Raw genomic sequence first — 25,679 nt, 5'->3', positions numbered from 1 at the left:
GCTTTACAAATTGTAATTTCAATTTTAAACCTATATATTCTATCAATTATATATAGTTTTAAAAATTTCTTTACTTTTGGGCCTGGCATTAAGTTGAACCAGATATAAAAGCTTGCAGATATGGACCTGAATTACATGGCATTGGCAGTCCCCGTGTTTCTGTTATTGATTGGACTGGAATATTTACTCTCTAAAAAGCTTGGTCTTCAGGTCTTTAACTTTACGAGTTCCATCACGAATATGAATGTAGGCGTGGCCGAGCGCCTGATCGACATGTTTACGGCCGGGTCCTTCTATTTTTTCTACCAATACCTGCACCAGCATTACGCCATTTTCGACCTCAAACCGAGTATTCTGATGTGGATCGCGCTGATACTTGCAACAGACCTTGTCTGGTATTGGTACCATCGCCTGGGACATGAAATCAATATTTTCTGGGGTTTTCATGTCGTTCACCATACCAGCGAAGAATTCAATTACACTGCAGGTACCAGAATTACGGTTTTTCAGGCGTTTGTACGGACTGCATTTTGGACGGTATTGCCCATAATCGGATTTCCGCCTGCAATGATCACGACCATGCTGATTGTGCACGGACTATACCCGTTTTTCACGCATACCCAGGTGATCGGCAAGCTCGGGTTCCTGGAATAAATTCTCGTAACACCCTCCCACCATCGCGTCCACCACGCCAGCAACGAGGCTTATCTGGATAAGAATTTCGGGGATATGTTCATTATCTGGGATAAGTTGTTCGGGACATTTGCGGAAGAAAAAGAGGCTCCGCGATATGGCCTGACCAAACAACTGGAAAGCCATAGCTTCCTTTGGCAGCACTTTCATTACCTGGTAGAGCTCGGTTACGCGGTTCGCAGAACGCCCGGAATGTATCACAAACTCAAAATCATATTCGGGCGCCCCGCAGACTTCGATCCCCAATTCCGGATTTTAGCCGAGAAGCGGTTTCTCTCCAGGCACAAAGTACGTGTACGTTCGCAAAAGTTCCGATTTTACGCCGTAATCCAGTTCGCCCTGACAGTTACAACGCTGTTCTTCCTTTTGCTCTTCGAACATTACATCAGTGCATACATCCAGATTATGATCGCACTGACTATTTTCGTCACGCTGATCAACTGTGGTGCCATTCTGGAACAGCGCCGATGGGTCTTTTATCTCGAGTTCATCCGGGCTACCCTTATTGTACTGATCACGTTCCATTACTTCCCGCACCCGACCACCTTCCTTTTCCTGTCGGCCGTGACCACTGCCTGCCTCGCCTATTTTTCGACCTTGCAGAAACAGTATCTCAGCATCATATATGGCCGCTAGTTCTTATTCTTCCAACTATTGTGGATTTAGATCCTGGGAAAAAGCGTTGCCGTTTGATGCTGCAAGATTCAGCAAACACTCATTATGATGAAACCCGGCGGTATGGATTTGCTGTCACATTTATGATGTGAAACCGGCAAGCCTGAGGCCATAGAAGCCAAAAAAGCAATCAACTAGGCTCCTGCCCGTTCCGCTTGCCGGCTGATCAGCTGCTGACTTGATATTTCTACAAAATCGATCAGGATACCGCTCTGCTCGCTTTCACTCAGGTAAGCCCTGATCTTTCGCGCGAAATCGTAAAGCGGTTCATAGTATTTATGGCCGGTCTGAAGCTGCAGGTCCTGGATCGTAAACGCGTTGCCCTTTTTAAGTATCAGGTAAACGGCAATAAAAAAATAGGAAATCGGCAGCTTGCTGCCTTCCAGTACCGTTCCGCTTTGCAAGGTGGTACGAAATCTGCAATGCTTGCACTGAAATTGCTGCTTGGACGACAGCCAGTAATGATCTGTCCCACCACACTTCTTACAAGTTACCCCTTTTCTTAACCGGAAGTCCCTGAACGCCAATATGGCGATTTCTTCGTTTTTATAGACATCGATCAAATTACCTGCTGGCATCGTGTATAGGAAAATTACGCTTTTTCAAAGTTAAAAATTAAAAATATAAAATCTATCGATTTAATAGATTTTTATAGATTCATGTGGTAAAGTGCCCAATCCTTTATTCTTCCTTTCCGACTAAAGTAATGGATTAAATAGCAGAATATAAGTATACTATTCCGCTCTATTATAAAACTTTATTTAACATTAAGTAAAATAAAGCCTTCATTTCCAACGAATATTTCGTTTCACTGTTTCAGGGGTTCTACATGCTGCAGGAGCAGGTGGTATGCATCAGGTTTTCCTGTTTTTCCGGGGATAACTTCCTGTATGTTTACAAACTGTGGCCCCTTGCTTCCGGCCCCAGGATCCCTACCAATACACAATTCATAATGGCAAAACAGAATCAAAACCAAACCGCATTAGGCGATGTTGCCGCGAGGCAACTGGCCATCGCCACCCGTACCGTCCCTCAGTTTGAAGCCATCACCCCCCGCTGGCTGACCCGGTTACTCAACTGGATACCCGTTGAATCCGGGGTGTACCGATTGAACAAAGTAAAAGAAGGCAGTACCGCCGAAGTAGATTGTTCCGGACGCGACGAAAGAGAATTGCCGCACACGTTTATCGATTATGTCGAAAATCCGCGTGAGTATAATCTGACAGCTGTAAATACGGTTTTGGACGTCCATACCAGGGTTTCCGACCTTTACAGTAAGCCTTATAACCAGATCAGCGAACAATTACGCCTGACGATCGAAAGCATTAAAGAGCGCCAGGAAAGTGAACTGATCAACAACGGCGAATACGGTCTGATCAGCAGTATTGCACCCTCTCAACGCATTTCTACCCGCCTGGGTCCTCCCACTCCCGATGATCTCGACGATCTGCTGGCGAAAGTCTGGAAAGAGCCGGGTTTCTTTTTGCTGCATCCGAAAGCAATAGCCGCTTTTGGTCGTGAATGTACACGTAAAGGTGTCCCGCCGCCAACGGTTTCGCTTTTCGGCTCTCAGTTTATCACCTGGCGCGGCATCCCGCTGATCCCTTCGGATAAGGTGCCCATTGAAAATGGCAAAACAAAAATCCTTCTATTGCGCACAGGCGAAAGCCGTCAGGGTGTGGTCGGCCTGTACCAGCCTGGATTGCCGGGCGAACAATCCCCGGGATTGTCGGTTCGCTTTATGGGCATTAACGACAAAGCCATTGCATCTTACCTGGTATCGCTGTACTGCTCTCTGGCGGTGCTGGTAGACGATGCGATCGCAGTTTTGGAAGACGTCGAAATCGGCAATTACCATGAGTATAAATACTGACCCAAACGCTCCGGGCGTCCCGGATGCTGCCTGGATCGAGAAGCTGGCTAATGAGCTGTTTTCAGCGCTTCCGAACGAGGCGCCCAAGCCTGTTTTTTCCCCGCACCTGGAGGATCATCCCAGAATGGAAAAAATGCTGAACATTGTGGTACCCGGCTTCTCAAAGGCCCCGGCCGCACACGATGGCTTCCAAATGAGCAACCCGCAGACGAGTTTGGCAGATCCGCATTTTTCTGATGGAAAAGTGCCTCCTTCGGCCACGGGTGTGGGGGTATCTCCTGCCGGTGTCGCACACAGTTACCAGCCTTCCCGGCAGGAAGTAACGCCGGCTGTCCAGGGATATGCGCATCCATTCGAGGTTAACGATTCCAAATTCACGCCTTACCAGTTTGATCACCGGCAGGAAGTTGAGTTAAAGCACATACTGGCCGCAATTACCCAGTCAGAAAAGCTGCCGCAAATTCCGGCTGACGCCTATCAGGGTTCCAATCCCGCCTACTATTTTCTACCCGGTACGCCGCAGCAGGTTACGCAGTCGCAGGGTGGCTTCGACGTCGACTCCATCCGGAAAGATTTCCCGGTTTTTAATGAGCGCGTCAACGGAAAGCCGCTGATCTGGCTGGATAATGCGGCCACCACCCAAAAGCCTCGCCAAGTAATTGACCGCGTCAGCTATTTTTACGAGCACGAAAACTCCAATATCCACCGCGCCGCACACGAGCTTGCCGCCCGTGCAACCGACGCATACGAAGGTGCGCGTGAAAAAGTGCGGCAGTTTCTGAATGCAGGTTCTGTTAACGAAATCATTTTTGTCCGGGGTACTACTGAAGCCATTAACCTCGTGGCGAAAACCTGGGGCGATCAGAATCTGGTTACCGGCGATGAGATCATTCTGAGTCATCTGGAACATCACGCCAACATTGTTCCCTGGAAACAGCTGGCCGATAAAAAAGGGTTAACCATCCGCGTGATCCCGGTTGATCATGACGGACAAATCATTCTTTCGGAATATGCAAAACTGCTGAACCACCGCACCAAACTAGTTTCCTTTACCCAGGTTTCCAATGCGCTCGGAACGATCACCCCTGCGAAGCAGATCATAGAGATGGCACATGCCGCCGGAGCAAAAGTATTGCTCGACGGCGCTCAATCGGTCTCCCATTTACGTTCGGATGTACGCGGATTGGATTGCGACTGGTTTGTATTTTCAGGACATAAAGTGTTTGGACCTACCGGAATAGGTGTTTTGTACGGCAAAGAAGACCTGCTGAATGCGACCCAGCCCTGGCAGGGGGGAGGCAATATGATCGTCGATGTTACTTTTGAGCATATCCAATACCACAAAGCGCCTTCGCGGTTTGAAGCCGGTACCGGAAACATTGCCGACGCAGTGGGTTTGGGTGCTGCCATTGATTATGTGAACAAAATCGGGATCGATGTCATCAACCAATACGAACATTATTTACTCGAATACGCCACCAGCCGCATGCAGGTTATTCCAGGCCTCAGATTGATTGGTACCGCAAAAGAAAAAGCATCGGTGTTGTCATTTATATTTGAAGGTTTCAGGACGGAGGAAGTAGGCGCCGCATTGAACCAGGAAGGTATAGCGGTACGCTCGGGCCACCATTGTGCGCAGCCGATCTTGCGCAGGTTCGGACAGGAAACCACCGTCCGGCCATCGCTGGCATTTTATAATACCACTTCCGAAATTGATGTGCTGGTGGATACATTGTACCGGTTAAGGAGAGGAAGAAATTAATGGCACAAACAACAAATACCAGGCATACGGATACGCGGTCTTTGGTTGAATTGCTCAGAAAAACGCATCGTGCGGAATGGGAAGCGACCCCCTCATCCCACGATGCGATTTCGTGGCTGAACGATCTGGTCCAATTCCTGTTTCCCAGCAATCATTTGCCCAAGAATTCCTCTTACGAAGGAATCCTGAAGAAGAACCAGATCGATCTCGAGAATATCCTGCTCAGCTATCTGGACCCGAAAGAAATTGATGTCGAAAGTGTGGTAGGGTCTTTCTACAATGCACTGGAAACCATTTACCGTAATCTCAGGCTGGATGCCAGCAAGATTTACGATTACGATCCCGCCGCAACCAGCGTAAATGAGGTGATCGTATCTTACCCCGGTTTTTACGCCATCACGGTTTACAGGATCGCCAATCACCTCAGCAGGCTCGGCATCCCGATATTGCCAAGAATATTGAGCGAATCCGCCCATGGAAAAACGGGTGTCGATATCCATCCGGATGCGACCATCGGTGTGCCGTTTATGATCGATCACGGGACCGGGATTGTCATCGGGGCAACCTCGGTAATCGGTAACAATGTGAGTATCTACCAAGGCGTTACCCTGGGTGCACTGCAGGTTGCTAAGGAACTTCACAGCACCAAAAGACATCCGACCGTGGAAGATAACGTGATCATTTACGCCCGGACAACCATTCTGGGGGGCGACACGGTCATCGGCAAAAACACTGTGATCGGGGGGAGCGTGTTCCTTACCAAAAGCATCCCGCCCGATTCCCAGGTTTTCAATACACACCAGTTAAGGATCACTTCGAAGACCGATGACCTTGCGAAGAAAAGCTAAATGAAACATACCTTCCCAAGCTGCCCCCCTTTACAGGTGCAGGGTCGTGGCTATATTCAGCTGTTGCGGCCAGCCACTTCCCTTTATCTCAACCGGACCTGCAATGGACAGTAATCTCAGCAAGGAAGCACAAAGCAATTCATGCACGCAGGCGGGTATACGCAAAGCCGCGGGCGGCGTTGTGTTGTTGCTTATAAGTCAAGTGGGTAGTAAGAGGCACGAATGAGAAACGAAATTTCGAACCCGGAAACAGGGACGCCTCCGGGTTCGAAATTGAAAAAAGGTGAATAAGTAGAGCTCGGACTTAATCAATGCGCTCCATAACGCTTTTCACCAGCCGCTACGGCCAGTGCAAGCTTATTTTGCTTTGGCGGAAGCGGACAAGTCGCATAAGGAGAAAATGCGCAGGGCGGATTAATGGATTTATTGAAATCCAGCCATGCGCTGCCATCCTCTTCAACCGCCGAGTAGAGAAAACGGCCAGCGCCGTACGTGTCCTTTTGATTAGTCTGATCTGCAAAAATGATGAACAGGTTTTCGGTAGTCCCCACTGCGTCCAAACGGTATTCTTTTCCGGCGACCGAAAATACCAGTGTTCCCGGCGAGTCCTGATCGGCGACCCGCCCGGTGATGTCGGTGATCGATACTTTTTTACCGGTCGTTGGTTCAAACCTGGCCTTTACCCGCCATTTTTCGTCCACCGGATAGCGTTCAATACCCGAAAATTCTTTGAGGTACTGGCTTTCCAGATCGCGCAGGCGCACTGCGTATTTGTCGCCGCGCCTGATGATAAACCATCGCAAAGATTTGTGTCTGAGGGTAACCGGTTTTTCATTCGGGAAGATATCGAGTTGGTCCACCGGCGCATCTCCATTAAAAATCTTCGCATCGCGATTCGCTTGAAGGGTTATCTTGCCGTTATCGAGTACGATCTCTCCAAGGAACGGATCACTCTTGTCTTTTGGAAATAGAATATCATTTTTCTCGTCAGCGCCGAATGTATTCCGGCCTTCTTCCAGCCAGAACAAACCCGCGAGGTTCAGCCAGCCCGATTCCTCTTTCAGACTTTCGATCCTTTTTTGGTGCCACTGCTGAATCTGTTCTTCGTATGCGCTATAGTTAAAAGTAAACGCTGAGAGTACATAAATTCCAGCCAGCCAGATGAAGTGATTGCAGTACTTTTTCATTACACAATTTTGTTAAGTGAGATACGTACCGCCTGCTATCCATAGGATATAAGTCAATCGGTACCAGAGTGGTGGCTGTTTTGCAAAGGTAAGCAAACTATTTAACCTACCAATTTTATAGATTAGCATTTTCAGTTTATGGCTGCGGGAAATCCATCGCTCATAAGTTGTTCAAAACCGCCGATGTTATAGAACGTTTTAAATCCCAATGCTTTCAGCGTGTCCGCAGCTTTTCCGCTTCGGTTGCCTGACCTGCAATACAGGTAAACCGGTTTCTTTTTGTTGAGCTTCCCGATCTGCGCTTTAAAATCCGGACTGTTATAGTTGACGTTCGAAGCGTATTGCAAATGACCGGCCGAATACTCTTCGGGCGTGCGTACATCGACCAGATACGCTTTACCAGCTTTGATCTTTTTAAGCGCCGATGCATCAGGTTTAACAATATTTGACGGCGCCGATGCGGCCTGCTGCGCACTTGCAATGGTAACAGAAAATAAAAAAAGGATCGCCAGAAGAGTCAGCTTTTTCATAGGTATGAGATGTAATAAATAGATGGTATATTCCTAATTTATGCCCTTATTGGCCTCCATGCGCCTTATCCTTCTCCAACTCGAGCTCAATAGCCTCCTTTACGGCGTTGGCCATTTCTTCGAGCAGCTTGGGCGAGGTAGTGGAAGCATCGTCCAACCGGGTGTGAAAGAGCGGGAAAGAGGCTGTACCTACCAGGCCGATAAAGCGTGAGTAACCCTGATCCTTCGCGACAACCAGTTCCCCGTAAGCCTTGTCGCTGACTTTGTTGATTTTCACTTTACCAAAAGCGCCATCCACAGCATTCCGGACATTACCGGAGAAATAGACAATGCGGTTGGTGTCCGCCCGGCTGAGTTTTTCGACCCCGGTGCCCGTTTTGGAATATGCATAAGTGGCAAAGCTGGCACCCAAATGGAGCCATAGGCGTACATCGTCGGGTTTCGGGGCCTTTTCATGCAGGAATATGTGGGTACCCTGATGCTGGGCCAGCTCGTGACCGGAATTGCCCGTGAAGATGAATTTGTAAGGCAGCTTCTTTTCCGCTACCCATCTAGACAACGCATTGAAAACCGAAATGCCCGGCCCCCGCTCACCACCGCAGGTAAACCACCCGCTGATGGGCGTGGAAATGATAACCGTCTTCGCGCCTTCGCCGATCGTTCCCTGAATGTTACGGGCAGTAATGTTTTTCAAAGTACCCTGAATGGTCATCGTTGCTTTGACTCCGTCCGAAAGCTGCGACAAGTCCTTCGGAGCAAGCTGCACCACAGGTACCGGCCAGTTATCACCCGGCAGTGTGTTGATCGCCGCAATTTCGCCAGCGGCATTGTCGGTGACCAGGATAATGGCTTTTGCGCCGGCCGCGATCATTTTTTTGATGACCGAAGCATGATCCTTGTCCAGAAAACTGAAAGACCTTTCTTTAGATACCTGATTGATCCAGACAATCTTTCCCGAAATGTCGCCTGTTCCTTTTTGCGCATCTGAAAGCTCACCCGTAAGGTTCACTTTTGGATTAGTGACCGGCCATATCGGAAACACTTCCAGGATCTTGCCGTTTACAGTCAGCTGTGTCTTTTCGGGAAAAAACTGCTCCACCGGAAACGTCACGTACTCCGTTTTAAAGCCATTTTTATCCAAAATACCTTTGATCCATTCCGAGGTACGGTTATCCCCCTCGGTGCCCGTGCGGTGAATGCCGAGCTTCACATAATGGACAACATCCGCATACAGGTCTGCCCCTTTAAAGCTGTCTGCCGACATGTATTTCTGAGCGGAAGTCTGCACAAATAACAGCAACAGGAGCATGAAGATTACGAAATTCTCGATGGGCGTCTGTTTCATGTTGGAGTATGTTTCTGGTTGACAGGTTTATGCTTACAATGAAAAACGGTCTGGCTTGCCTTCGAATAGCGGGTTCTTATAGTACCCGTTTCCAGGCCAGAGTGGCTTAATAAGCCCGCTTTCCCAGTGAGCAAGCTCCTTTTTCAATTCAGCAACTTTGGGGGCATTAGTGCCTGCAAGGTTGTGCTTTTCGGATTTATCGTTTTTCAAATCAAATAATGCGGTAATATGGTCGGTGTCGTTGATGACCAATTTCCAGTCGCCCTTACGGACCGCCTTGTTGTTGCCTGAACGCCAATACAAGACCGGGTGGGGCGCATGAGCAGATTGGGCGGTCAGGTAGGAAACCAAGTCAATGCCGTCGTATGGCCGGTCTTTGGGGAGCGTGGAAGCAGAAACCGCTGCGGCGGTGGCGAAAATATCCAGCGAACTGACAGGCGCATCCACAATGGTACCGGGTTTCACTTTTCCTTTCCATTTCAGCAGAAATGGAATGTTGATTCCCCCTTCATAAAGGGACATCTTACCTCCGCGCAACGGCGCATTGTCCGTAGCATGCGTATAGGTAGCGCCGCCGTTGTCGCTCAGGAAAATGATCAGTGTGTTGTCTTCCAGGCCCAAAGCCTTTACTTTTTCATTGATCTCCCCAACCGCCCTGTCCAGCCCGGTGATCAGTGAGTAGTACACTGCTTTGTTCAGATCAGTCACACCTTTGGCCTTGTAGTGGTCTATATCTTTTTGAAATGCCTGAAAAGGCGTATGCGGTGCATTGAACGGCACATATAGAAAAAAGGGCTTGTCTTTATTCTTTTCTATGAACTGCGTTGCTTCCCGGGCCAGCGCGTCTGTGTAAAACTCCTCTACTTTAATGATTTCATTATTCCGTCTTTTCGCAGCCGGACCTTTATCTCCCGCTTCCCAGATATGCGAGTCCATGATGCCAGCGTGGTGTACGTTGACGGTTTTGGTCGTATCGTCAAAATAAGAGAATGCCTCGTAAAATCCATAATGGTAATCGAAGCCGCGCTGCAAAGGCAAAAACTGCTCGCTGAAACCCTGGTGCCATTTACCGATGATCGCGGTTTGGTATCCGTTCTTTTTCAAAAGGTCCGCCATGGTGATTTCCTGCACGGGAAGACCTTGCTGCGCAATGGATTCCTGGTCGGGAACCTGGTCGTAATCAATAAATTCAAGTTCCTGAAGATCGCGTGTATGGTTTACAGCCCATTTCATGAAACGGTTGCTGAGGTAGCGGTTCACAGGCTGCAGCTCATAGCCGAAACGCTGCTGATAGCGGCCGGTCAGCAGCCCCGCCCTGGAAGGTGAGCAGATGGGCGCGGTCACATAGGCTTCGTTAAACAAGGCACCTTCTTTCGAGAGCGCAGTGATATGTGGCGCATCGACAAACTGATTGCCGTAAACAGGCAGGTCTGTCTTACCCAGATCGTCGGCCACCAGAACAATGATATTTGGTTTTCCAGCCATGTCATCCGGCACTTTTTCAGAGAGGAATGCTTCTTTGGCTTTAATTTTCTCCTGGTCCTGATTGATCCTGAAACAGTCACTGTCGAGTGGCCAGAATGCATAGACAGCTACGGCAATGAGAAGTAAGATGATTAAAAAAATGGGCTTTCTGAGGTTTCTTCTGGAGGCCATGACGAGGGATAGAGGGTTTCTGAGAATGATTATTTCTTACGAAAGTCCGGGTTGGGTTCGGGCATATTGGCTTTTACTGCCTTGCGCCAGGCCTGCAGCGCTTGAAGCAGTTCCCTGGCTTTATCGGGATTGGAAGCAGACAGGTCTGTTGTTTCGCCGATATCATTTTTTAGATTGAAAAGCTCCGTTTTACCAGTTTCATACGATTCCACTAGCTTGAAATCGCCGCTACGGATCGCCCCGGCCGGCCGGCCTTCCTGGTTACTGAAATGCGGATAATGCCAGTAAACAGGTCCGCGGTCCAGTGGTTTTGTCGGGTCCCTCAGTAGATTGTAAAAGCTTTGTCCGTCGGCAGGTGCTCTGAAGCCGCTTATTTTTAAAAGTTCGCCGAAGGTGGACAAGTAGTCGGTACCGATCACATAACTGCCCGTGACGGTATTGGCGGGGATCTTTCCCTTCCAGGAAAAAATCAGCGGCACGCGGATTCCCCCTTCGTAAATATGGCCTTTCCATTTTCGCAATGGTTCCAGGTTCGTCGGTACCGGCCCGAGTTCGGCAAGTCCGAGGCCACCGTTGTCGGATGTGAAAACAATGATGGTGTTTTCAAGCAAATGGCTTTCGGCAAGCTGCTTCACGACCCGGCCTACGCCATCGTCCAGACTTTCGAGCATAGCCCCATAATTAGGGTTGAATTTTCCCTGGTGCTTTGCGTAGTTCAAAAAATAATAATTCAGCTTGTCGGCACGCGGGATCAGCATGACGTGCGGCGCCGAGTAAGTAAGGTACAGGAAAAAAGGTTTCGATTTGTTTTCCTGAATGTATTCCACCGCGTAATCGGTGAGCTTGTCGGTCAGATAATGTTGCCCCTGATCCTCGAAAACAGTTTTACCTTTGGCGGTAATCGAATAATTGTAGTAATCCAGCCCATTCTTGCCAATCACCCGGTCGTAATCAAATCCTTGGTTTGAAGGAGAAGTAGAATCCGCAGTTCCCAGATGCCATTTCCCCACTATGCCGGTTGCATAACCTTGTTTTTGAAGCACCTCGGCAAGAGTTGTCTCGGACGACGGCAGGTATTTAGTCCACTTGGCAGGCAGCACGGGCGAGGCGGGATCTTTTCTGTCCCCGGCAATGAAGTTAGTGAGGTGCAGGCGTGCCGGGTATTTGCCGGTCATGATCGCCGCCCGCGACGGTGAGCACACCGGGCATGCGGAATATGCCTGGGTAAATTTGAGCCCATTCCGCGCCAGCGAATCGATATGTGGAGTCCTGTGGTACGGATTTCCGTAGCAGGAAAGATCTGTATAACCCAGATCGTCCGCCATAATGAAAACGATGTTGGGCTTCGCATTTTGACCCGAGCTGGTATATCGGAGCAGAAAGGTCAGCGCGGCGATCAGGTAAAATTTTGTGTTCATACCCGAGCTTTATTCTGCAAAACTGGATCTCAACTTTACCGCCCACCTGCCATCTTCCTTGGTAAGTACGTAGAGGCTTTCGTAAGAAGCCACCACACTACCATCCTTACGGTAACGGGTAAATTTCGTGTCCACATGTACCTTATTGTCCGAGGCCTGGATGATGTTCCGGTGGTCCCATTTACTGTAATCCCAACCCGCCCTGATAAGCGGTCCAAACACATGAGCAGAGTCCCTCAAACCTGCTCTTTCCAGTACCGACATTTTGCCGCTGGCCAGCCGGTAATGCGGAAAATGATAGGTCCTCTCCCACCCTTTCAGGTCTTTCGCATTGAAAGTGCTCAGGTAAGCGTCGAGTACCTCATTGATTTTGGCTGCCTCCGGAGCGGCCAGTTGATGCGTGCCGTCGCCCTGTGCGAAAGTGGATAAGATGGTTATCGTTACGAATGTAAGAACAAGGTAAATTTTCCTGATCATCGTTATGCAGGTATTAGTTCAGATAGAAAAGCCGGGAAATATGTTGGTCACAAAAGAACATCAAATAAACTACTAAATCAATAGATTAAATATATTTTTATATTCATTACCGCTACCCGGCAGCCCACGGTCTGCGCTCTCGATTGAAATCGTACTTAGGGCAAAACACAGATGTTCCAAATGCGGGGCCAACATTTTCTGGGCAATTCCCCTCAGGTACCTCAACCGGTTTTGGGAACGGTAAAGTGGTGCTTTCAGGGTTCTTTTTTCCGCGGAATTATGCATTCGGCCTGGTCATTGTCGGAATTATCGACGATTAGTCAGAATTTCCGCTTGACAAAATCAAAAAGCGCCCTTACCTTTGCTAACACCGTTAGGTGAAAATCGGATTCAAATGGGTATTCTGGAAAGAAGGATCAGGCAAAAGGAAAACATGCGGACCACCATCCTGTCTGTTGCATTGCAGCAGGTCAAGGATGAAGGCTGGCAATCCCTGTCCATTCGGAAGATAGCGGACGCTATCGAGTACAGCGTCCCGGTCATTTATGATCACTTCGAAAATAAAGAAGCCATTCTGTTTGAACTTTCTTTGGATGGTTTCAGGTTACTGGAACGAACGCTGGAAAAAAACAAAAGAAAATACCCTGATCCGGCCGAGCGGCTGAAAGCCCATGCAGAGACCTACTGGAACTTTGCCTTTAAAAATCCCGAGTATTATCAGCTGATGTACGGACTGGGCATGCCTTGTTCAGGGGCTGGGAAGATCAAGCCAGAATTCAATTGCTTCCGGGATTATATCGGAGAAGCCATTGAAGGGATCGTCAAAAACAAGCAATCCACCGATGACGAAACCTGCTTTAAAATCTACGCATTCTGGTCGGTGCTGCACGGGCTGATCTCCATTGTGATGATGCGCTGCTCCGACATCGACGACACCACCATGAACAAGAAAGTAATGGATGATACCGTAGAAGCATTCATTAAAAACTTATAATTTTTTTAAAAATAAGCTAACACCGTTAGTAATAATAACCACGCTATCCATTCTTAATTGTCTATTTCTCACCACAAAAAGTACCTTCAACATCCATGAAAAGCGCTCTTTTTAATTCACTCCGACGGCTTATTGCGTTTTTTTTACTCGCCACAGTGCCCGCAGCCATCTACAGCTGCGGATCTTCCAATGCCGACGCCCCGGCTACAGCCATGCCTGCGCAATCGTTGCCCGTGCTCACGGTAAGTGACCACCAGGTGACTGCACACAGAGAGTTTACTGCGTCCATCCAGGGTAGCCGCGATATCGAGATCCGCCCGCAGGTAGACGGTTATCTTGATAAGATTTCCGTAGATGAGGGCGCCTACGTCCACAAGGGACAGGTTTTGTTCCACATCGATGCCCGTCCCTATGCCGAACAACTGAATACCGCGACTGCCAGCCTGAACTCGGCAAAAGCTGCCTTGGAAAGTGCTTCTATCAATGTGGATAAACTTACTCCGCTTGTTGCCAACAATGTCGTGTCGGATGTGCAGCTCAAATCGGCAAAAGCCGCCCAGGATGCTGCCAAAGCCAATGTATCCCAGGCTCAGGCTGCTGTAGATGCAGCCAGGATCAATATTGGGTACACCTCTATCAAGGCACCTGCGGATGGTTATATTGGCACGATCCCTTTTAAAACCGGCAGTCTGGTTGGAAAAGGCACCATGGAGGCGCTGACAGTGCTGTCCGAAACGAAGGATATCCACGTCTATTTTTCCATGAGCGAGCTGGATTTCCTGCAATTCAAAAATCAGTTCCCCGGAAACACAGTGGAGCAGAAGATCAAACAAATTCCTCCCGTGGAACTTTTGCTGGCCGATAACAGTGTGTACCCGCAAAAGGGAAAGGTCGAAATTGTAGAAGGCCAGTTTGACAAAACCATGGGCGCCATCCACTTTCGCGCCACCTTCCCGAATGTGAACGGACTGCTGCGTTCAGGCAATACCGGTAGAGTGCGGATACCACGCGAGCTCGTGAAATCAGTGCTGATCCCGCAGGAAGCGACGTTCGAATTGCAGGACAAAGTGTTTGTTTACACCGTCCTCGACAGCAACAAAGTGGAAGGGCGCCCCGTGACAGTTTCCGACAGAAGCGGACGTTATTACCTGATATCCAAAGGGCTGAAACCGGGCGAAAAAATCGTATACAATGGGCTTGACAGGCTGCGCGACGGCATGTCCATCGTCCCGCAGAAGATGTCAATGGATAGCCTGCTGCTGGCCAATCCGATTTGACCGGGACGCCCGCTATTTGATAATACACCAGGATTTCAGCAACATAGCATTGCGAAATGATGCTATGGCTGTTATCCGTTTGCCCAACAAAAAAGTCAACACCATACCCTACGCGGGGTAAAACGCAACCTGTATGTTTCAAAAATTCATAGAAAGGCCTGTCCTTTCGACGGTGATCTCTATCCTGATACTGCTGCTGGGGATCATCTCGCTCACAACTTTACCGATTACCAAATTCCCCGATATCGCCCCACCTACCGTGCAGGTAACAGCGGTGTACCCGGGCGCGAATGCCGAAGTGGTGGCCCGTGCGGTAGCCACGCCGATCGAAGAGGCGGTGAATGGCGTGGAAAACATGACCTACATGACCTCTTCGTCCAATAATGACGGCACCATGGCTTTGAACGTTTATTTCAAACAGGGTACCGATCCGGATATCGCTGCCGTGAACGTCCAGAACCGTGTTTCAAAGGCAGTAAGCCAGATCCCCCAGGAAGTGGTGCAGGCCGGTATTTCCACGCAGAAGCAGCAGAACAGTATCATCATGTTCGTGGCGCTGTCGAGTGAAGACAGTACCTATGACGAAACTTTTTTGCTGAACTATATCAAGATCAACCTCGTACCGCAGTTGCAGCGTATTCCCGGGGTAGGACAGGCACAGCCGTTCGGGACGCGCGACTATTCGATGCGGATCTGGCTGAAACCTGACCGCCTTGCAGCATACGGATTATCCCCCCAGGAAGTAACCAGCGCAATCCGCGAGCAAAGCCTCGAAGCCGCGCCGGGCCGTCTGGGAGAAAGCAGCACGGAAGTCTTTGAATACGTTTTGAAATACAAAGGGAAGCTCACGCAGAACAAAGAATATGAGGATATCATTATCAAAGCCAACAGCGACGGTTCGGTAATCCGCCTGAAAGACCTGGCGCGGGTGGAATTCGGGTCCTACACCTACTCTTCCAATGGTAAACTCAATGGTCACCCGTCGTCCGGTGTCGCCGTTTTCCAGACTGCCGGTACGAACGCCAACGACATCCTGATACAAGCCGAAGCATTGCTGGACGATTTTTCAAAATCATTGCCCAAAGGCGTGAAAACGACCATTATGTACAACTCCAAAGACTTTTTGGACGACTCCATCGGTCAGGTGCGTACCACTTTGCTGGAAGCCTTTGTATTGGTTTTCATTGTGGTTTTCATCTTTTTGCAAGATTTCCGCTCCACGCTTATCCCGGCGATTGCAGTGCCTGTGGCCATTGTTGGTACGTTTTTCTTTATGCAGTTGTTTGGCTTTACGATCAACTTCCTGACGCTCTTTGCATTGGTGCTCGCAATCGGGATTGTCGTCGATGATGCCATTGTCGTCGTCGAGGCCGTGCACTCCAAAATGGAATTGACGCATCTGGCCGCCAGGCCTGCCACCATCGAATCCATGAATGAGATTTCCGGTGCAATCATTTCCATCACTTTGGTCATGGCCGCAGTATTCGTACCGGTCGGGTTTATGCAGGGACCGGCGGGGGTATTTTACCGGCAGTTCGCCTTCACGCTCGCCATCGCCATTTTGATTTCGGCCTTGAACGCCCTGACACTCAGCCCGGCACTCTGTGCATTGTTCCTGAAAAACCCGCATACAACCGACGCAAATGGCCATGTGGTACGCAAGGGTTTCGGAGCAAGGTTTTTTGCCGCGTTTAATACGGGCTTTCAGACCATGACTAACAAATATGTCAAGAGCCTGCAATTCCTGGTCCGCGCCAAATGGGTAACCATTTTGGGCCTGGTCGTCATCACAGGGTCGACACTCTGGCTTACCTTGAAAACCCCGACCGGTTTTATCCCGACAGAAGACCAGGGTTTTCTGTTGTATGCGCTCAACACACCTCCGGGCAGCTCACTCGACCGTACGCACAAGGCGATGGCGCAGGTGGATAGCATCGTAAAAAACTCCCCTATCGCCGAGCAGCGCTACATTGTGGAGGGGATGAACATCATTTCCAATTCCAATGCATCGCCCTATGGAGTGGGTTTTATAAGAATGAAACCCAAGGCAGAACGTGGCGAGGTACAGGACTTTAATCAGATCGTGGGCATGATGTCACAGAAAGTGCGGGCCGTAAACGATGCCAATGCATTTTTCTTCACATTCCCGACGGTAGACGGATTCGGTAATGTCAGCGGGTTTGAATTCATGCTGCAAGACCGGGGGAATGGATCGCTGGAAAAGCTGAGCGCGACTACCAATAAGTTCCTGGGCGCTTTGATGCAGAAAAAAGAGATCGCCTACGCATTTACCACCTTTGCCACAGCAAACCCGCAATACCTGCTGGAAATCGACAATGCCAAAGCAAAACAGCTGAATGTACCTGTTAACGAGTTGCTTCAAACTTTACAGATTTATTACGGCAGCAGTTTTGTCTCGGATTTCAACCGCTTTGGTAAATATTACAGGGTAATGGCCCAGGCGGATGCGTCCTACCGTGCAAACCCATCGTCTCTGAACAATATTTATGTGAAGAATACGCAAGGGGAAATGGTACCGGCCAATTCACTGGTCACTTTAAAAAGGGTATTTGGCCCTGAAACCGTTACCCGTAACAACCTGTACAATGCCGTGGCGATCAACGGAATACCCAAGCCAGGCTACAGTACCGGGGATGCGATCCGGGCTGTGAAAGAAACCGCTGCCGAGGTACTTCCCAATAACTACCGTACCGAATGGACCGGCATGACCCGGGAAGAGATCAATGCGGGTTCACAGATCCTGTTGATTTTTGTATTGAGCCTTGTGTTTGTATACTTCCTGCTGGCAGCCCAATATGAAAGCTATATCCTGCCTTTCGCGGTGATTTTCACCATTCCGCTGGGTGTTTTCGGGGTCATGCTGTTTATCAATCTCACAGGCATTGAAAATAACATTTACGTACAGGTCGGCCTGATCATGTTAATTGGTCTTTTGGCCAAAAACGCAATCCTGATCATCGAATATGCGGTGCAGCGCCGGCGTGCGGGTATGTCCATTGTGGAGTCGGCGCTCGAAGCTTCGCGGCTCCGGCTAAGGCCGATCCTGATGACCTCGTTTGCTTTTATCGTTGGTCTGGTGCCATTGATGAGGGCCACTGGGGGCTCCGCGCTGGGTAACCGTTCCATTGGTACGGGCGCAGTGGGCGGCATGCTTACCGGCGTGATCTTCGGGATATTTGTTATTCCCGTACTGTATGTGATATTTCAATATTTACAGGAACGAGTGGTGGGTAAGTCCAAAGAATTGCGGGCTCATGAAGAGCTGACGAAGTCACAGCTTCTTTGAACCACAGACTCCTTAAAAAATCAAGAAACAGATACATGAAAAACAAAATAGATTTTCAGCATTTCCTGGGTTTCCTGCTTTTGACGATGGTGATTTCGTCCTGCAAGGTGACCAAAGATTACCAGCGCCCCGAACTAAGCCTGCCCGCCCAATACCGCAATGCCACTTTCGCTGATACCGCGACGGTGGCTGATATAGAGTGGAAAAATTTCTTCCCGGACACAACCCTGCAAAGGCTCATCGATCGGGGAATGACTTACAATTACGACCTCCAATTGGCATTGAAACGCATTGATATTGCGCAGCAGCAGGTAAAGCAGGCGAGGTTTTTGCAATTTCCAAGACTGGATTTACAGATCGCCGGGCAGTATAACCGTCCGTCGAGCAATAGTTTGAACGGGATCAGCGCCAGTAATTTTCTGGGTTCCAAACACATCGAGAACTATATCGCAGGCGTGAACCTGAGCTGGGAAGCCGATATCTGGGGCAAGATCCGGAGGCAGCAGCAAGCGACACTTGGTCAGTACCTGCAAACCTACGAAGCCAGCAAAGCCGTGAAAACCAAGCTCGTGGCAGATATTGCCAAAGGGTTTTTCAATTTGCTGATGCTCGACAAACAACTGGAAATTGCTAAAGGCAACCTGGAATTGAGCGACAATACATTGAAAATCACCCGTTTGCTGAAAGACGCGGGCGAGGTTACCTCCCTTTCCATCCAGCAATCCGAAGCACAGCGGGAATCCATTGCGCTACTAATCCCGCAGTTGGAACAGGACATTGCCATTCAGGAAAATGCATTGCAGTTACTGACCGGCCAGATGCCCGACAGCATTGCCAGAAAAGTTAGTTTGGCGGATTTCAAATCGGACGACAGCCTCGCTACCGGCGTCCCCGCCGCATTGGTGAGCCGCCGCCCCGACGTCCGGCAAGCCGAAATGTCGGTCCTGATCGCCAATGCACAGTTGGGTGTAGCCCACGCGAGCATGTACCCGTCGCTGATCATTTCGGCTAGCGGCGGTATTGAGTCCTTTAAATCGAGCAACTGGTTCAATATTCCGGGCTCCCTATTCGGCATAGCTGCCGGAACGATTGCCAGACCGATTTTTGCGAGGCGGCAGCTGAAAACCAACTACGAAGTCGCGAAGATCCAGCGCGAACAATCGGTGATCGCATTCCGCCAGTCGGTACTGAATGCAATCGGCGAAGTTTCCAATACATTGGTCCAAACCCAAAAGCTAAAAGAACAGGAGGCAATCGCAGGCAACCAGGTAACGATCCTGCAACAGGCCATCACCAATGCGCAGTTGCTCTATAAAAGCGACATGGCCAACTACCTGGAAGTGATCACGGCGCAAGGCAATGCATTGCAGGCCGAGCTGAACCTGGCATTTATTCGCAGCCAGTCGCTGGTAGCGAGGGTGGATTTGTACAGGAGCCTGGGGGGTGGCTGGAAGTAATTGAATGCAAGCAACCTGTTTCATTTTTGTGGCTCCTGTCATCTAAAATTTTGTTATTTTCCCTGGTTGCAATCATTCGCAACGGATGAACAGAATTTGACATGATAACTCTCCACTGAATGAGAAACCAGGACCGTATTGCCGTCGTCGTCGTGCATGGAATGGGCAACCAATATCCAATGGATACGTTAAGGGGTTTTGTGAAAGCCCTGCAACCCGATGACTCTACATTATTCAGCAGCCCCAACCGGATCACCGACGACCGGGAAACCCGAAGGTTAAGTTTCAAGTCAAGCGGATATGACTTTTACGAATACTATTGGGCGCATCTTGTAGAGGAGCCTGGCATCTTGGCGGTTTTAAAGTGGGCCTTTGAACTCCTGTTTTTTAAAAAGCCCTCCAAGCGACTGGCTGAACACATTTGGCCGGTACGCCTGTCCATTGGCGCGGTCGTCATACTTCTGATCGCACTGGTCGTGGTGTATATGAAATATTTTAAACACGACATTGAAAACGCAGTAGCCACCGTAGTGTCTGCTGCGTTCATTTTTTATATCGCCAAATCGCTTTTATCGCTTGCATCGAACACCCTGGTGGGCATTGTGACGGGCAGCCTGGGTGATGTACTGAAATATACAGTCGCTTCTCCCGAAAACATAGCCTGCAGGGCAAAGATCCGGGATGCAGGGATACTGCTGCTCGACAACTTACATAAAAAGCAGAATCCGAGTGGCAAAAGCAGATATAAGGAGATTATTGTTGTAGGTCACAGCCTTGGCAGTATAGTGGCTTATGATATGCTGACCAGCCTGTTTTCTTCGTACAATCAGAAATACGCAAATATTCCCGACGACATTGAGCAGCCCCAGTTAAAAGAACTCCGCGAAGTAATCCATCCGGACCACGAAGAAGATGGTTATCAAAACTTGCAGCAGAAAGTATTTGAAGAATTTAAAGAACTGGGAAATCAGTGGAGGGTCAGCCATTTTATCACAGCGGGCTCGCCTCTGACGCACGGCATGATGCTTTTTGGCAAAGATGAAGCTGAATTTGAGCTAAAAAAAACGCAGCGGGAGTTGCCCACCTGTCCTCCGCAACTGGATATCTATGATCACCACTTTGCATTCGATTTTCAATACGACCGAAGCCCCAAGGCCCCGAGAAATCTTCTGAACCTCAATCATGCCGCGTGCTTTGCTGAAACACAATGGACCAATATCTATTTTGGGAACGACTGGATCGGGGGACCGCTCGCATCCGAATTGGGTTCTGGTATCCGCGATTTTGAGGTGAATCTTCCCAAGTCGTTTTGGAACAAAGTACCTTTCACTACCCACACCAAATACTGGGATTTAAAAATTACAGAATCAACAGAAATACTCAGAAGGATCTTCCGTAAAGTTCGCGATGTGTAGGTGCCAGTCGGGATGAAAACGCCGGATATCGGTACTCCGCTTCCTGGTGGTAATAAGACTGCTTTCAATCTCGCCCGTACAGGCTTATTTCCCTCCAATCAAAGTCCCCAGCTCCCTGTGAAGCGAATCCAATAAACCAGCGGAAGCCTCAGCATACACATTCCTGGTTTCCGCTGGATCTTTCAAATGATCGTAAAGTTCGGAGGCAATCAGAGAATCCGTTTGGAAACGGTACCACTCCGTATATCGGTAACGGTCGGCCCTCAGGGAATAACCCATGCTCTGAATCCGGCTTTCATTTTGCAAGGCCTCATAAGGGCGGATAAACTGACTGAGCGCAAGGCCTTTGGATGGCGCATTGGGATTTTTAAGAAGTTTCACCAGACTTTCACCCTGCAACCCTTCTCTGCCGGGAAGCCCGCAAAGTTCAGCCAGGGTTGGGTATAGATCTATCAGTTCAACAATGGCGTCGCAGGCCGCCGGCTTGCTCACTCCTGGTGCTGAAATGATCAGAGGTACTCGTACTGCGTTTTCGAAATTGGTAGATTTGGACCATTGGTCCTGCTCTCCCAAATGGTAGCCATGGTCAGCCAGAAGAACTATGATCGTATTGTCGCAAAGCTTTAAACGGTCCAGTTCGGCAAGCACCTTGCCGATTTGCGCGTCTGTATAACTGACTGCCGCATAGTAACCCTGCCAAAGATTTCTGGCAACTTGTTCTGAGATAGATTCCTGGCCAATGTCCCCGTATCCACGTAATTCCTGTGAACGATGAAATGCAATGGTGGGGCGTTTTTGGGCCGGACACGCTCAGGTATCGGGAACACTGTTTGATCGAATCGTTGCCAGTATGGTTCCGGAGCAGTAAAAGGTAAGTGGGGCCGCCTGAAACCTACGGCCAGGAAAAAGGGCTTTGCCGAAATTTGCCGCAGTATCTCGATCGAAGCGTCTGCCACTTTTCCGTCGATATAAGCACTGTCCGCGACCGGCTGCCTTTCTGTTGATGCGCCTTTCCCGCCTGACAGGTTTTCGTCCAGTACGTATTTGTGGCCTTTCAAATTTTGGGTGATATTATATCGTACCGGTCCCGACCAGGAAACGCTGTCCTGGTGGGAAGCCGGGTCGTGAAATATTTTGCCTGCCTGCGCCGTGATGTAGCCATGCTGTCTAAAATACTGCGGAAGCGTAACTGCCGTCGGAATCGTCTCCCGAAACAGGCTTTTCAGTCCCCAGACGCGCGTCTGATCGGGGCGAAGCCCGGTTAGAATGGAGGTACGTGAGGGTGAGCATACCGCTTCCTGGCAATATGCCCGTTTGAAAACCACACCGGTTTTTGCCAGCGCATCTATATGAGGCGAGTAGGCAAGACGATCGCCGTAACAACCCAAAGCGGGTCGCAAATCATCGACGATGATGAAAAGCACATTTGGTTTTTTGCCAATTGCGAAAAGAGGGAACGCGCTGCCAAGCAAGAAACAAAGCGCTGTAATGCGGTTCAGGTAGCCGGACATCTTTTTTGTAAACATCATCCTAAGACCATTAAGGGATCACCTGCTTCTTGGGACGAACATATTTGCCGTTTTCATCAACCGGTCTGGGGTCAGCGAAATCGGGGTTGACATACCCCACTGCTTTTTCCTGTTTGGTCAGTTCTGTCTGGAGTTGATTCTTCAGCTTTTCACCCTCTTTGGCATGATATAAATTCGAGCTTTCCCCCGGATCTTTTTCAAGGTCGTAGAGCTCCGACCAGCCCTCTTCTCCAGGATAGAGGATCAGCTTGCTCTTTTCCGTGCGGATCGCTTTGATGGTAGGTGTCGCATAGCCATTTTCGTAAAAATATTCATACAGAAATGACGTACGCCAATCCTTCGCTCTATCCTCAACCAATGGCACCCAGCTTTTTCCCTGAAATGAGGCCGGTGCTTTGATCCCAGCCAGATCCAGAAAAGAGGGCGCCGCATCCAGGTTCAGCACGATCTTGTCTATCTTCTTGCCTTTTGGAAAACGGGCCGGATAACGGACCAGCAAAGGTATCCTGATCGACTCCTCATAGGCGGCCCGCTTATCCCCCAGGCCGTGTTCCCCAAAGAAAAACCCGTTGTCGCTGGAAAAAATCACGACGGTGTTCTGATCCAGATGAAGCGAATCAAGTGTTTTGAGTATCCTGCCGACGTTTTCATCAACGCCTTTCAATGCTCCGAAATAATTCCTGATCCGCTGCTCGTTTTTCTCTGTCCACGTGCCGCTTGCATTGGCGGCGTTCGCGCTGGGCTTGCCGGTATCGATCTGTCCTTTGTATGGAAAACCGTTGCTTTCATTGGCAGGCCCGGTTAAAGTGACTTTGGCATACGTATCCTGGTGCCGTACCGGCGGCTGAAACGGCCCATGCCCTGATTTGAAGGCAAGGGCTACCAAAAAAGTCTTGTCTTTGTTGGCGCGGATATAATCGATCGCATTGGTGGTCGAAACGTCGTCTATCCAGCCCCGGGTTGGCTCCGACTTTCCGTTGACCTCAATGGGGCAGTCAAAGTACTTTCCCTGTCCGATGAAACTCGCCGAATAATCAAACCCCGGCCGCTTGCCGGTTTCGTTGCCCATATGCCATTTGCCGAAGAACGCCGTCCGATAACCCGCCTTCCGGAGTTCGGTAGCGTAAGTTACCGTCGTATCTGCCAGTCCGGTATGGTTGTTTGCGACACCATTGAGGTGGTTATACCGGCTGTTGAGCAAGGTGGAGCGGCTGGGCGAGCAAAGCGAATTGATCACAAATGCATTCCTGAACCTGACCCCTTCGTCGGCCAGCCGGTCAATGTTCGGCGTCGTGAACCAGGGAAACCTGGCTTTATCTCCCTGTTCTTTTTGGACAACGCTCAATGCGTCAAAGCGCTGGTCGTCGGTGTAAATGAAGATGATATTCGGACGAGACGCCTTGTTCGCTGTTTGCGCATGGGCTGTACCTGCAAGAGCGACGAGGCTCAGGAGCAATATGTTTTTCAGCATGGTGTGGGTTCCTATGGGCTTTTAGCTTCGTGCCATTTCGCTTTTATTAATTGTCTCAGGAATAAGTTTAACCCTCATTTTCAAAAAGGCTATCCGCTAAAAACTGGCCGCCTGCCTGTTGGGTCTCGCTGCGGGCGAGCCGATCTGATTGACAGGTTTGATCTTTTCGTAATCCACGACGCCCGTTTTTTCGGCCCAGCGGAAATAGTCTGCCGAAAGTTCGTTGACAATATCAGTCCGCGTAGCGGCCAGATCGGTCGTTTCACCCCGGTCTTTTTCCAGATCGTAAAGCTCCCATTTGTAAGCAGGATAGGTGGACACAATCTTCCAATTCCCCTTCCTGACAGCCCGGTTTCCCGCACGCTCCCAGAAAATAGGCTCTCCGCGTTCAACTTGCTCCTTTGTCCCGGTCAACACCGGCAGAAGGCTTTTACCCGGAAGCGTATTCGTCGCACGTCCCTGGAATGAAGCCGGATATGTCGCTTTGGCTAAGTCGTAAAATGTAGGCGCAAGATCGATCAGGTGGCCCGTACCTTTTACAATGCTTCCCTCTTTGATCTGTTTCGGAAACCAGGCAATGAACGGCGCGCTGATGCCTCCCTCGTGCATATTGTTTTTATAGCTTGCATGCGGTACATTGGAAACAGAAGCCCAGGGCTGATCCTGGTATACATAAGAGCCAGCCGTTCCCGCCGGGCCCGAATTGCGCTGCGGCCTGCGGGGTGCGGAGCCGGCATAACCGCCCTGCGCGCCATTGTCAGAAATGAAAATAATGAGCGTGTTATCGTCTTTTTTCAAGGCTTTCAGCTTCTCGCGCAGCTTGCCGATGTTCTGGTCCACACGGTCGACCATAGCCGCGTATATCTCCATCTTGGTTTGCCACAGCTGTTTTTCGTCGAAAGGCACATTGTCCCAGGGCGTAACTTCACTGTCTCTCACGGCAATGGATTGACCTGGACTGGCAATGCCAATGACCTTCTGCCGCTGAATCCGCTCTTTTCTGAGCGAGTCCCAGCCAATGCTGTAACGGCCTTTGTATTTAGCAATATCCTCCGCCGGAGCCTGCAATGGCCAGTGCGGCGCATTGAACGCGAGGTATAAGAAAAACGGTTTGGCCGTTTTGCTCTGCTCATCCAGAAAACCGATGGCATGGTCCGCGATCTCGTCGGTCAGGTATTTGTCGGCAGGCAGCGTGATCCTTTTGTTGTTTTCAATCAACGGTACCGCAGGTGCCTTGCCGTATTTACCAATGTCATAATAATTGCTGGCGCCATCGATGAAGCCGTAAAACCGGTCAAACCCGCGCTGGTTAGGCCAGGCCAGGCTGTCATTCCCCACATGCCATTTTCCGCTCAGAAGCGTGCTGTAACCCGCATTGCGCAGCACTTCGCCAAATGTCAGCGACTCTTTATTGAGATATCCCTGGTAAGCCGGCAAGCCCAGGTTCACATTGAAATAACCAACCCCGGCTTTGTGTGGGTACTGGCCGGTGATCAGCGAAGCACGCGTGGGGGCGCAAATGGAGTTGTTATAAAACTCGCGGAAACGGATACCTTCTGCCGCAAGTTGGTCCAGGTTAGGAGTCTTGATTTCGGAACCATAAGCACCGATATCCGAATACCCCAGATCGTCCACCATGATCAGGATGATATTGGGACGTTGGTCCGGTACTGTCTTTTTTTGGGCAAGGGAGACCTTCACGCTGCCCAGCAGCAGAAAGATCATCATGAACTTAAACTTCATTGGAGCGTAAATTGTCTTATAC

General features: G+C 49.7%; 19 protein-coding genes and 1 pseudogene. 9 read left to right on the top strand and 11 right to left on the bottom strand.

Annotated features, from left to right (window positions below):
- The first annotated feature begins 120 nt into the window (after positions 1-120).
- Positions 121-1,329, top strand: a pseudogene (locus tag AC1XUF_RS01505) (sterol desaturase family protein).
- A 173-nt stretch (positions 1,330-1,502) separates the two neighbouring features.
- Here AC1XUF_RS01505 and AC1XUF_RS01500 read toward each other — a convergent pair.
- Entirely contained in the window at positions 1,503-1,946 is a 444-nt protein-coding gene (locus AC1XUF_RS01500) for a transposase (RefSeq protein WP_483339823.1), read from the bottom strand.
- A gap of 374 nt (positions 1,947-2,320) precedes the next feature.
- Between AC1XUF_RS01500 and AC1XUF_RS01495 the strand changes: the two genes are divergently transcribed.
- From AC1XUF_RS01495 to AC1XUF_RS01485, 3 genes are read left to right on the top strand one after another with little or no spacing between them, the layout of a single operon-like run.
- Positions 2,321-3,241 (top strand): family 2A encapsulin nanocompartment shell protein, encoded by a 921-nt coding sequence (locus tag AC1XUF_RS01495; protein ID WP_483339822.1) that lies wholly within the window; start codon positions 2,321-2,323, stop codon positions 3,239-3,241.
- Complete coding sequence (locus AC1XUF_RS01490; protein ID WP_483339821.1) at positions 3,225-5,003, top strand: family 2A encapsulin nanocompartment cargo protein cysteine desulfurase; 1,779 nt, start codon at positions 3,225-3,227, stop codon at positions 5,001-5,003. The genes AC1XUF_RS01495 and AC1XUF_RS01490 overlap by 17 nt, the downstream gene beginning before the upstream one ends.
- Positions 5,003-5,851 carry a serine O-acetyltransferase gene (locus tag AC1XUF_RS01485; protein ID WP_483339820.1) on the top strand — a complete coding sequence of 283 codons (849 nt, stop codon included), beginning with the start codon at positions 5,003-5,005 and terminating at the stop codon, positions 5,849-5,851. The genes AC1XUF_RS01490 and AC1XUF_RS01485 overlap by 1 nt, the downstream gene beginning before the upstream one ends.
- Before the next feature lie 308 nt (positions 5,852-6,159).
- On the opposite strand, the gene AC1XUF_RS01480 is transcribed toward AC1XUF_RS01485, so the two are convergent.
- From AC1XUF_RS01480 to AC1XUF_RS01455, 6 genes are all read right to left on the bottom strand, one after another.
- The gene (locus AC1XUF_RS01480) at positions 6,160-7,038 is read right to left on the bottom strand and encodes a DUF1684 domain-containing protein (protein ID WP_483339819.1); all 879 of its coding nucleotides are present in this window, start codon (positions 7,036-7,038) and stop codon (positions 6,160-6,162) included.
- Positions 7,039-7,169: 131 nt separating this feature from the next.
- Entirely contained in the window at positions 7,170-7,568 is a 399-nt protein-coding gene (locus AC1XUF_RS01475; protein ID WP_483339818.1) for a rhodanese-like domain-containing protein, read from the bottom strand.
- Positions 7,569-7,614: 46 nt separating this feature from the next.
- The gene (locus tag AC1XUF_RS01470; protein WP_483339817.1) at positions 7,615-8,913 is read right to left on the bottom strand and encodes a protease-associated domain-containing protein; all 1,299 of its coding nucleotides are present in this window, start codon (positions 8,911-8,913) and stop codon (positions 7,615-7,617) included.
- A 33-nt stretch (positions 8,914-8,946) separates the two neighbouring features.
- Positions 8,947-10,569 (bottom strand): sulfatase-like hydrolase/transferase, encoded by a 1,623-nt coding sequence (locus AC1XUF_RS01465; RefSeq protein ID WP_483339816.1) that lies wholly within the window; start codon positions 10,567-10,569, stop codon positions 8,947-8,949.
- Between the two features lie 29 nt (positions 10,570-10,598).
- On the bottom strand, positions 10,599-11,987 hold the full coding sequence (locus AC1XUF_RS01460; RefSeq protein ID WP_483339815.1) for a sulfatase: 1,389 nt from the start codon (positions 11,985-11,987) through the stop codon (positions 10,599-10,601).
- 9 nt (positions 11,988-11,996) lie between these two features.
- Entirely contained in the window at positions 11,997-12,464 is a 468-nt protein-coding gene (locus AC1XUF_RS01455; protein WP_483339814.1) for a hypothetical protein, read from the bottom strand.
- 394 nt (positions 12,465-12,858) lie between these two features.
- Between AC1XUF_RS01455 and AC1XUF_RS01450 the strand changes: the two genes are divergently transcribed.
- The 5 genes from AC1XUF_RS01450 (at position 12,859) to AC1XUF_RS01430 (ending at position 20,914) form a co-directional block, all read left to right on the top strand.
- Positions 12,859-13,458, top strand: a complete 600-nt coding sequence (locus AC1XUF_RS01450) for a TetR/AcrR family transcriptional regulator (protein WP_483339813.1) — start codon at positions 12,859-12,861, stop codon at positions 13,456-13,458.
- A gap of 95 nt (positions 13,459-13,553) precedes the next feature.
- Positions 13,554-14,735, top strand: coding sequence for an efflux RND transporter periplasmic adaptor subunit (locus AC1XUF_RS01445; RefSeq protein ID WP_483339812.1), 1,182 nt, complete (start codon positions 13,554-13,556; stop codon positions 14,733-14,735).
- Positions 14,736-14,868: 133 nt separating this feature from the next.
- Positions 14,869-18,042: an efflux RND transporter permease subunit gene (locus tag AC1XUF_RS01440; protein WP_483339811.1), complete on the top strand. Its 3,174-nt coding sequence runs from the start codon at positions 14,869-14,871 to the stop codon at positions 18,040-18,042.
- 35 nt (positions 18,043-18,077) lie between these two features.
- Positions 18,078-19,499, top strand: coding sequence for an efflux transporter outer membrane subunit (locus AC1XUF_RS01435; RefSeq protein WP_483339810.1), 1,422 nt, complete (start codon positions 18,078-18,080; stop codon positions 19,497-19,499).
- A gap of 119 nt (positions 19,500-19,618) precedes the next feature.
- A complete protein-coding gene (locus tag AC1XUF_RS01430; RefSeq protein ID WP_483339809.1) occupies positions 19,619-20,914 on the top strand; it encodes a hypothetical protein in 1,296 nt (431 codons plus the stop codon).
- An 84-nt stretch (positions 20,915-20,998) separates the two neighbouring features.
- On the opposite strand, the gene AC1XUF_RS01425 is transcribed toward AC1XUF_RS01430, so the two are convergent.
- The 4 genes from AC1XUF_RS01425 to AC1XUF_RS01410 form a co-directional block, all read right to left on the bottom strand.
- Complete coding sequence (locus AC1XUF_RS01425; protein ID WP_483339808.1) at positions 20,999-21,562, bottom strand: sulfatase/phosphatase domain-containing protein; 564 nt, start codon at positions 21,560-21,562, stop codon at positions 20,999-21,001.
- Positions 21,538-22,443, bottom strand: coding sequence for a sulfatase-like hydrolase/transferase (locus AC1XUF_RS01420; protein WP_483339807.1), 906 nt, complete (start codon positions 22,441-22,443; stop codon positions 21,538-21,540). Before AC1XUF_RS01420 ends, AC1XUF_RS01425 begins: the two co-directional genes overlap by 25 nt.
- Before the next feature lie 10 nt (positions 22,444-22,453).
- Positions 22,454-23,914 (bottom strand): sulfatase family protein, encoded by a 1,461-nt coding sequence (locus AC1XUF_RS01415; RefSeq protein WP_483339806.1) that lies wholly within the window; start codon positions 23,912-23,914, stop codon positions 22,454-22,456.
- A 96-nt stretch (positions 23,915-24,010) separates the two neighbouring features.
- Positions 24,011-25,657 (bottom strand): arylsulfatase, encoded by a 1,647-nt coding sequence (locus tag AC1XUF_RS01410; RefSeq protein WP_483339805.1) that lies wholly within the window; start codon positions 25,655-25,657, stop codon positions 24,011-24,013.
- Positions 25,658-25,679 lie beyond the last annotated feature (22 nt).

It is taken from the genome of Dyadobacter sp. HNCC25DJ185 (assembly GCF_056895195.1).
This window is presented reverse-complemented; position numbering and strand designations above follow the sequence as displayed.

Bases quoted from the DNA above. Each gene is read 5' to 3' on its own strand.
- AC1XUF_RS01460 (WP_483339815.1), bottom strand. From the start codon at position 11,987: ATGAACACAAAATTTTACCTGATCGCCGCGCTGACCTTTCTGCTCCGA.
- AC1XUF_RS01480 (WP_483339819.1), bottom strand. From the start codon at position 7,038: ATGAAAAAGTACTGCAATCACTTCATCTGGCTGGCTGGAATTTATGTA.
- AC1XUF_RS01475 (WP_483339818.1), bottom strand. From the start codon at position 7,568: ATGAAAAAGCTGACTCTTCTGGCGATCCTTTTTTTATTTTCTGTTACC.
- AC1XUF_RS01445 (WP_483339812.1), top strand. From the start codon at position 13,554: ATGAAAAGCGCTCTTTTTAATTCACTCCGACGGCTTATTGCGTTTTTT.
- AC1XUF_RS01470 (WP_483339817.1), bottom strand. From the start codon at position 8,913: ATGAAACAGACGCCCATCGAGAATTTCGTAATCTTCATGCTCCTGTTG.
- AC1XUF_RS01495 (WP_483339822.1), top strand. From the start codon at position 2,321: ATGGCAAAACAGAATCAAAACCAAACCGCATTAGGCGATGTTGCCGCG.
- AC1XUF_RS01435 (WP_483339810.1), top strand. From the start codon at position 18,078: ATGAAAAACAAAATAGATTTTCAGCATTTCCTGGGTTTCCTGCTTTTG.
- AC1XUF_RS01485 (WP_483339820.1), top strand. From the start codon at position 5,003: ATGGCACAAACAACAAATACCAGGCATACGGATACGCGGTCTTTGGTT.
- AC1XUF_RS01455 (WP_483339814.1), bottom strand. From the start codon at position 12,464: ATGATCAGGAAAATTTACCTTGTTCTTACATTCGTAACGATAACCATC.
- AC1XUF_RS01500 (WP_483339823.1), bottom strand. From the start codon at position 1,946: ATGCCAGCAGGTAATTTGATCGATGTCTATAAAAACGAAGAAATCGCC.
- AC1XUF_RS01490 (WP_483339821.1), top strand. From the start codon at position 3,225: ATGAGTATAAATACTGACCCAAACGCTCCGGGCGTCCCGGATGCTGCC.
- AC1XUF_RS01440 (WP_483339811.1), top strand. From the start codon at position 14,869: ATGTTTCAAAAATTCATAGAAAGGCCTGTCCTTTCGACGGTGATCTCT.
- AC1XUF_RS01430 (WP_483339809.1), top strand. From the start codon at position 19,619: ATGAGAAACCAGGACCGTATTGCCGTCGTCGTCGTGCATGGAATGGGC.
- AC1XUF_RS01465 (WP_483339816.1), bottom strand. From the start codon at position 10,569: ATGGCCTCCAGAAGAAACCTCAGAAAGCCCATTTTTTTAATCATCTTA.
- AC1XUF_RS01420 (WP_483339807.1), bottom strand. From the start codon at position 22,443: ATGATGTTTACAAAAAAGATGTCCGGCTACCTGAACCGCATTACAGCG.
- AC1XUF_RS01415 (WP_483339806.1), bottom strand. From the start codon at position 23,914: ATGCTGAAAAACATATTGCTCCTGAGCCTCGTCGCTCTTGCAGGTACA.
- AC1XUF_RS01450 (WP_483339813.1), top strand. From the start codon at position 12,859: ATGGGTATTCTGGAAAGAAGGATCAGGCAAAAGGAAAACATGCGGACC.
- AC1XUF_RS01410 (WP_483339805.1), bottom strand. From the start codon at position 25,657: ATGAAGTTTAAGTTCATGATGATCTTTCTGCTGCTGGGCAGCGTGAAG.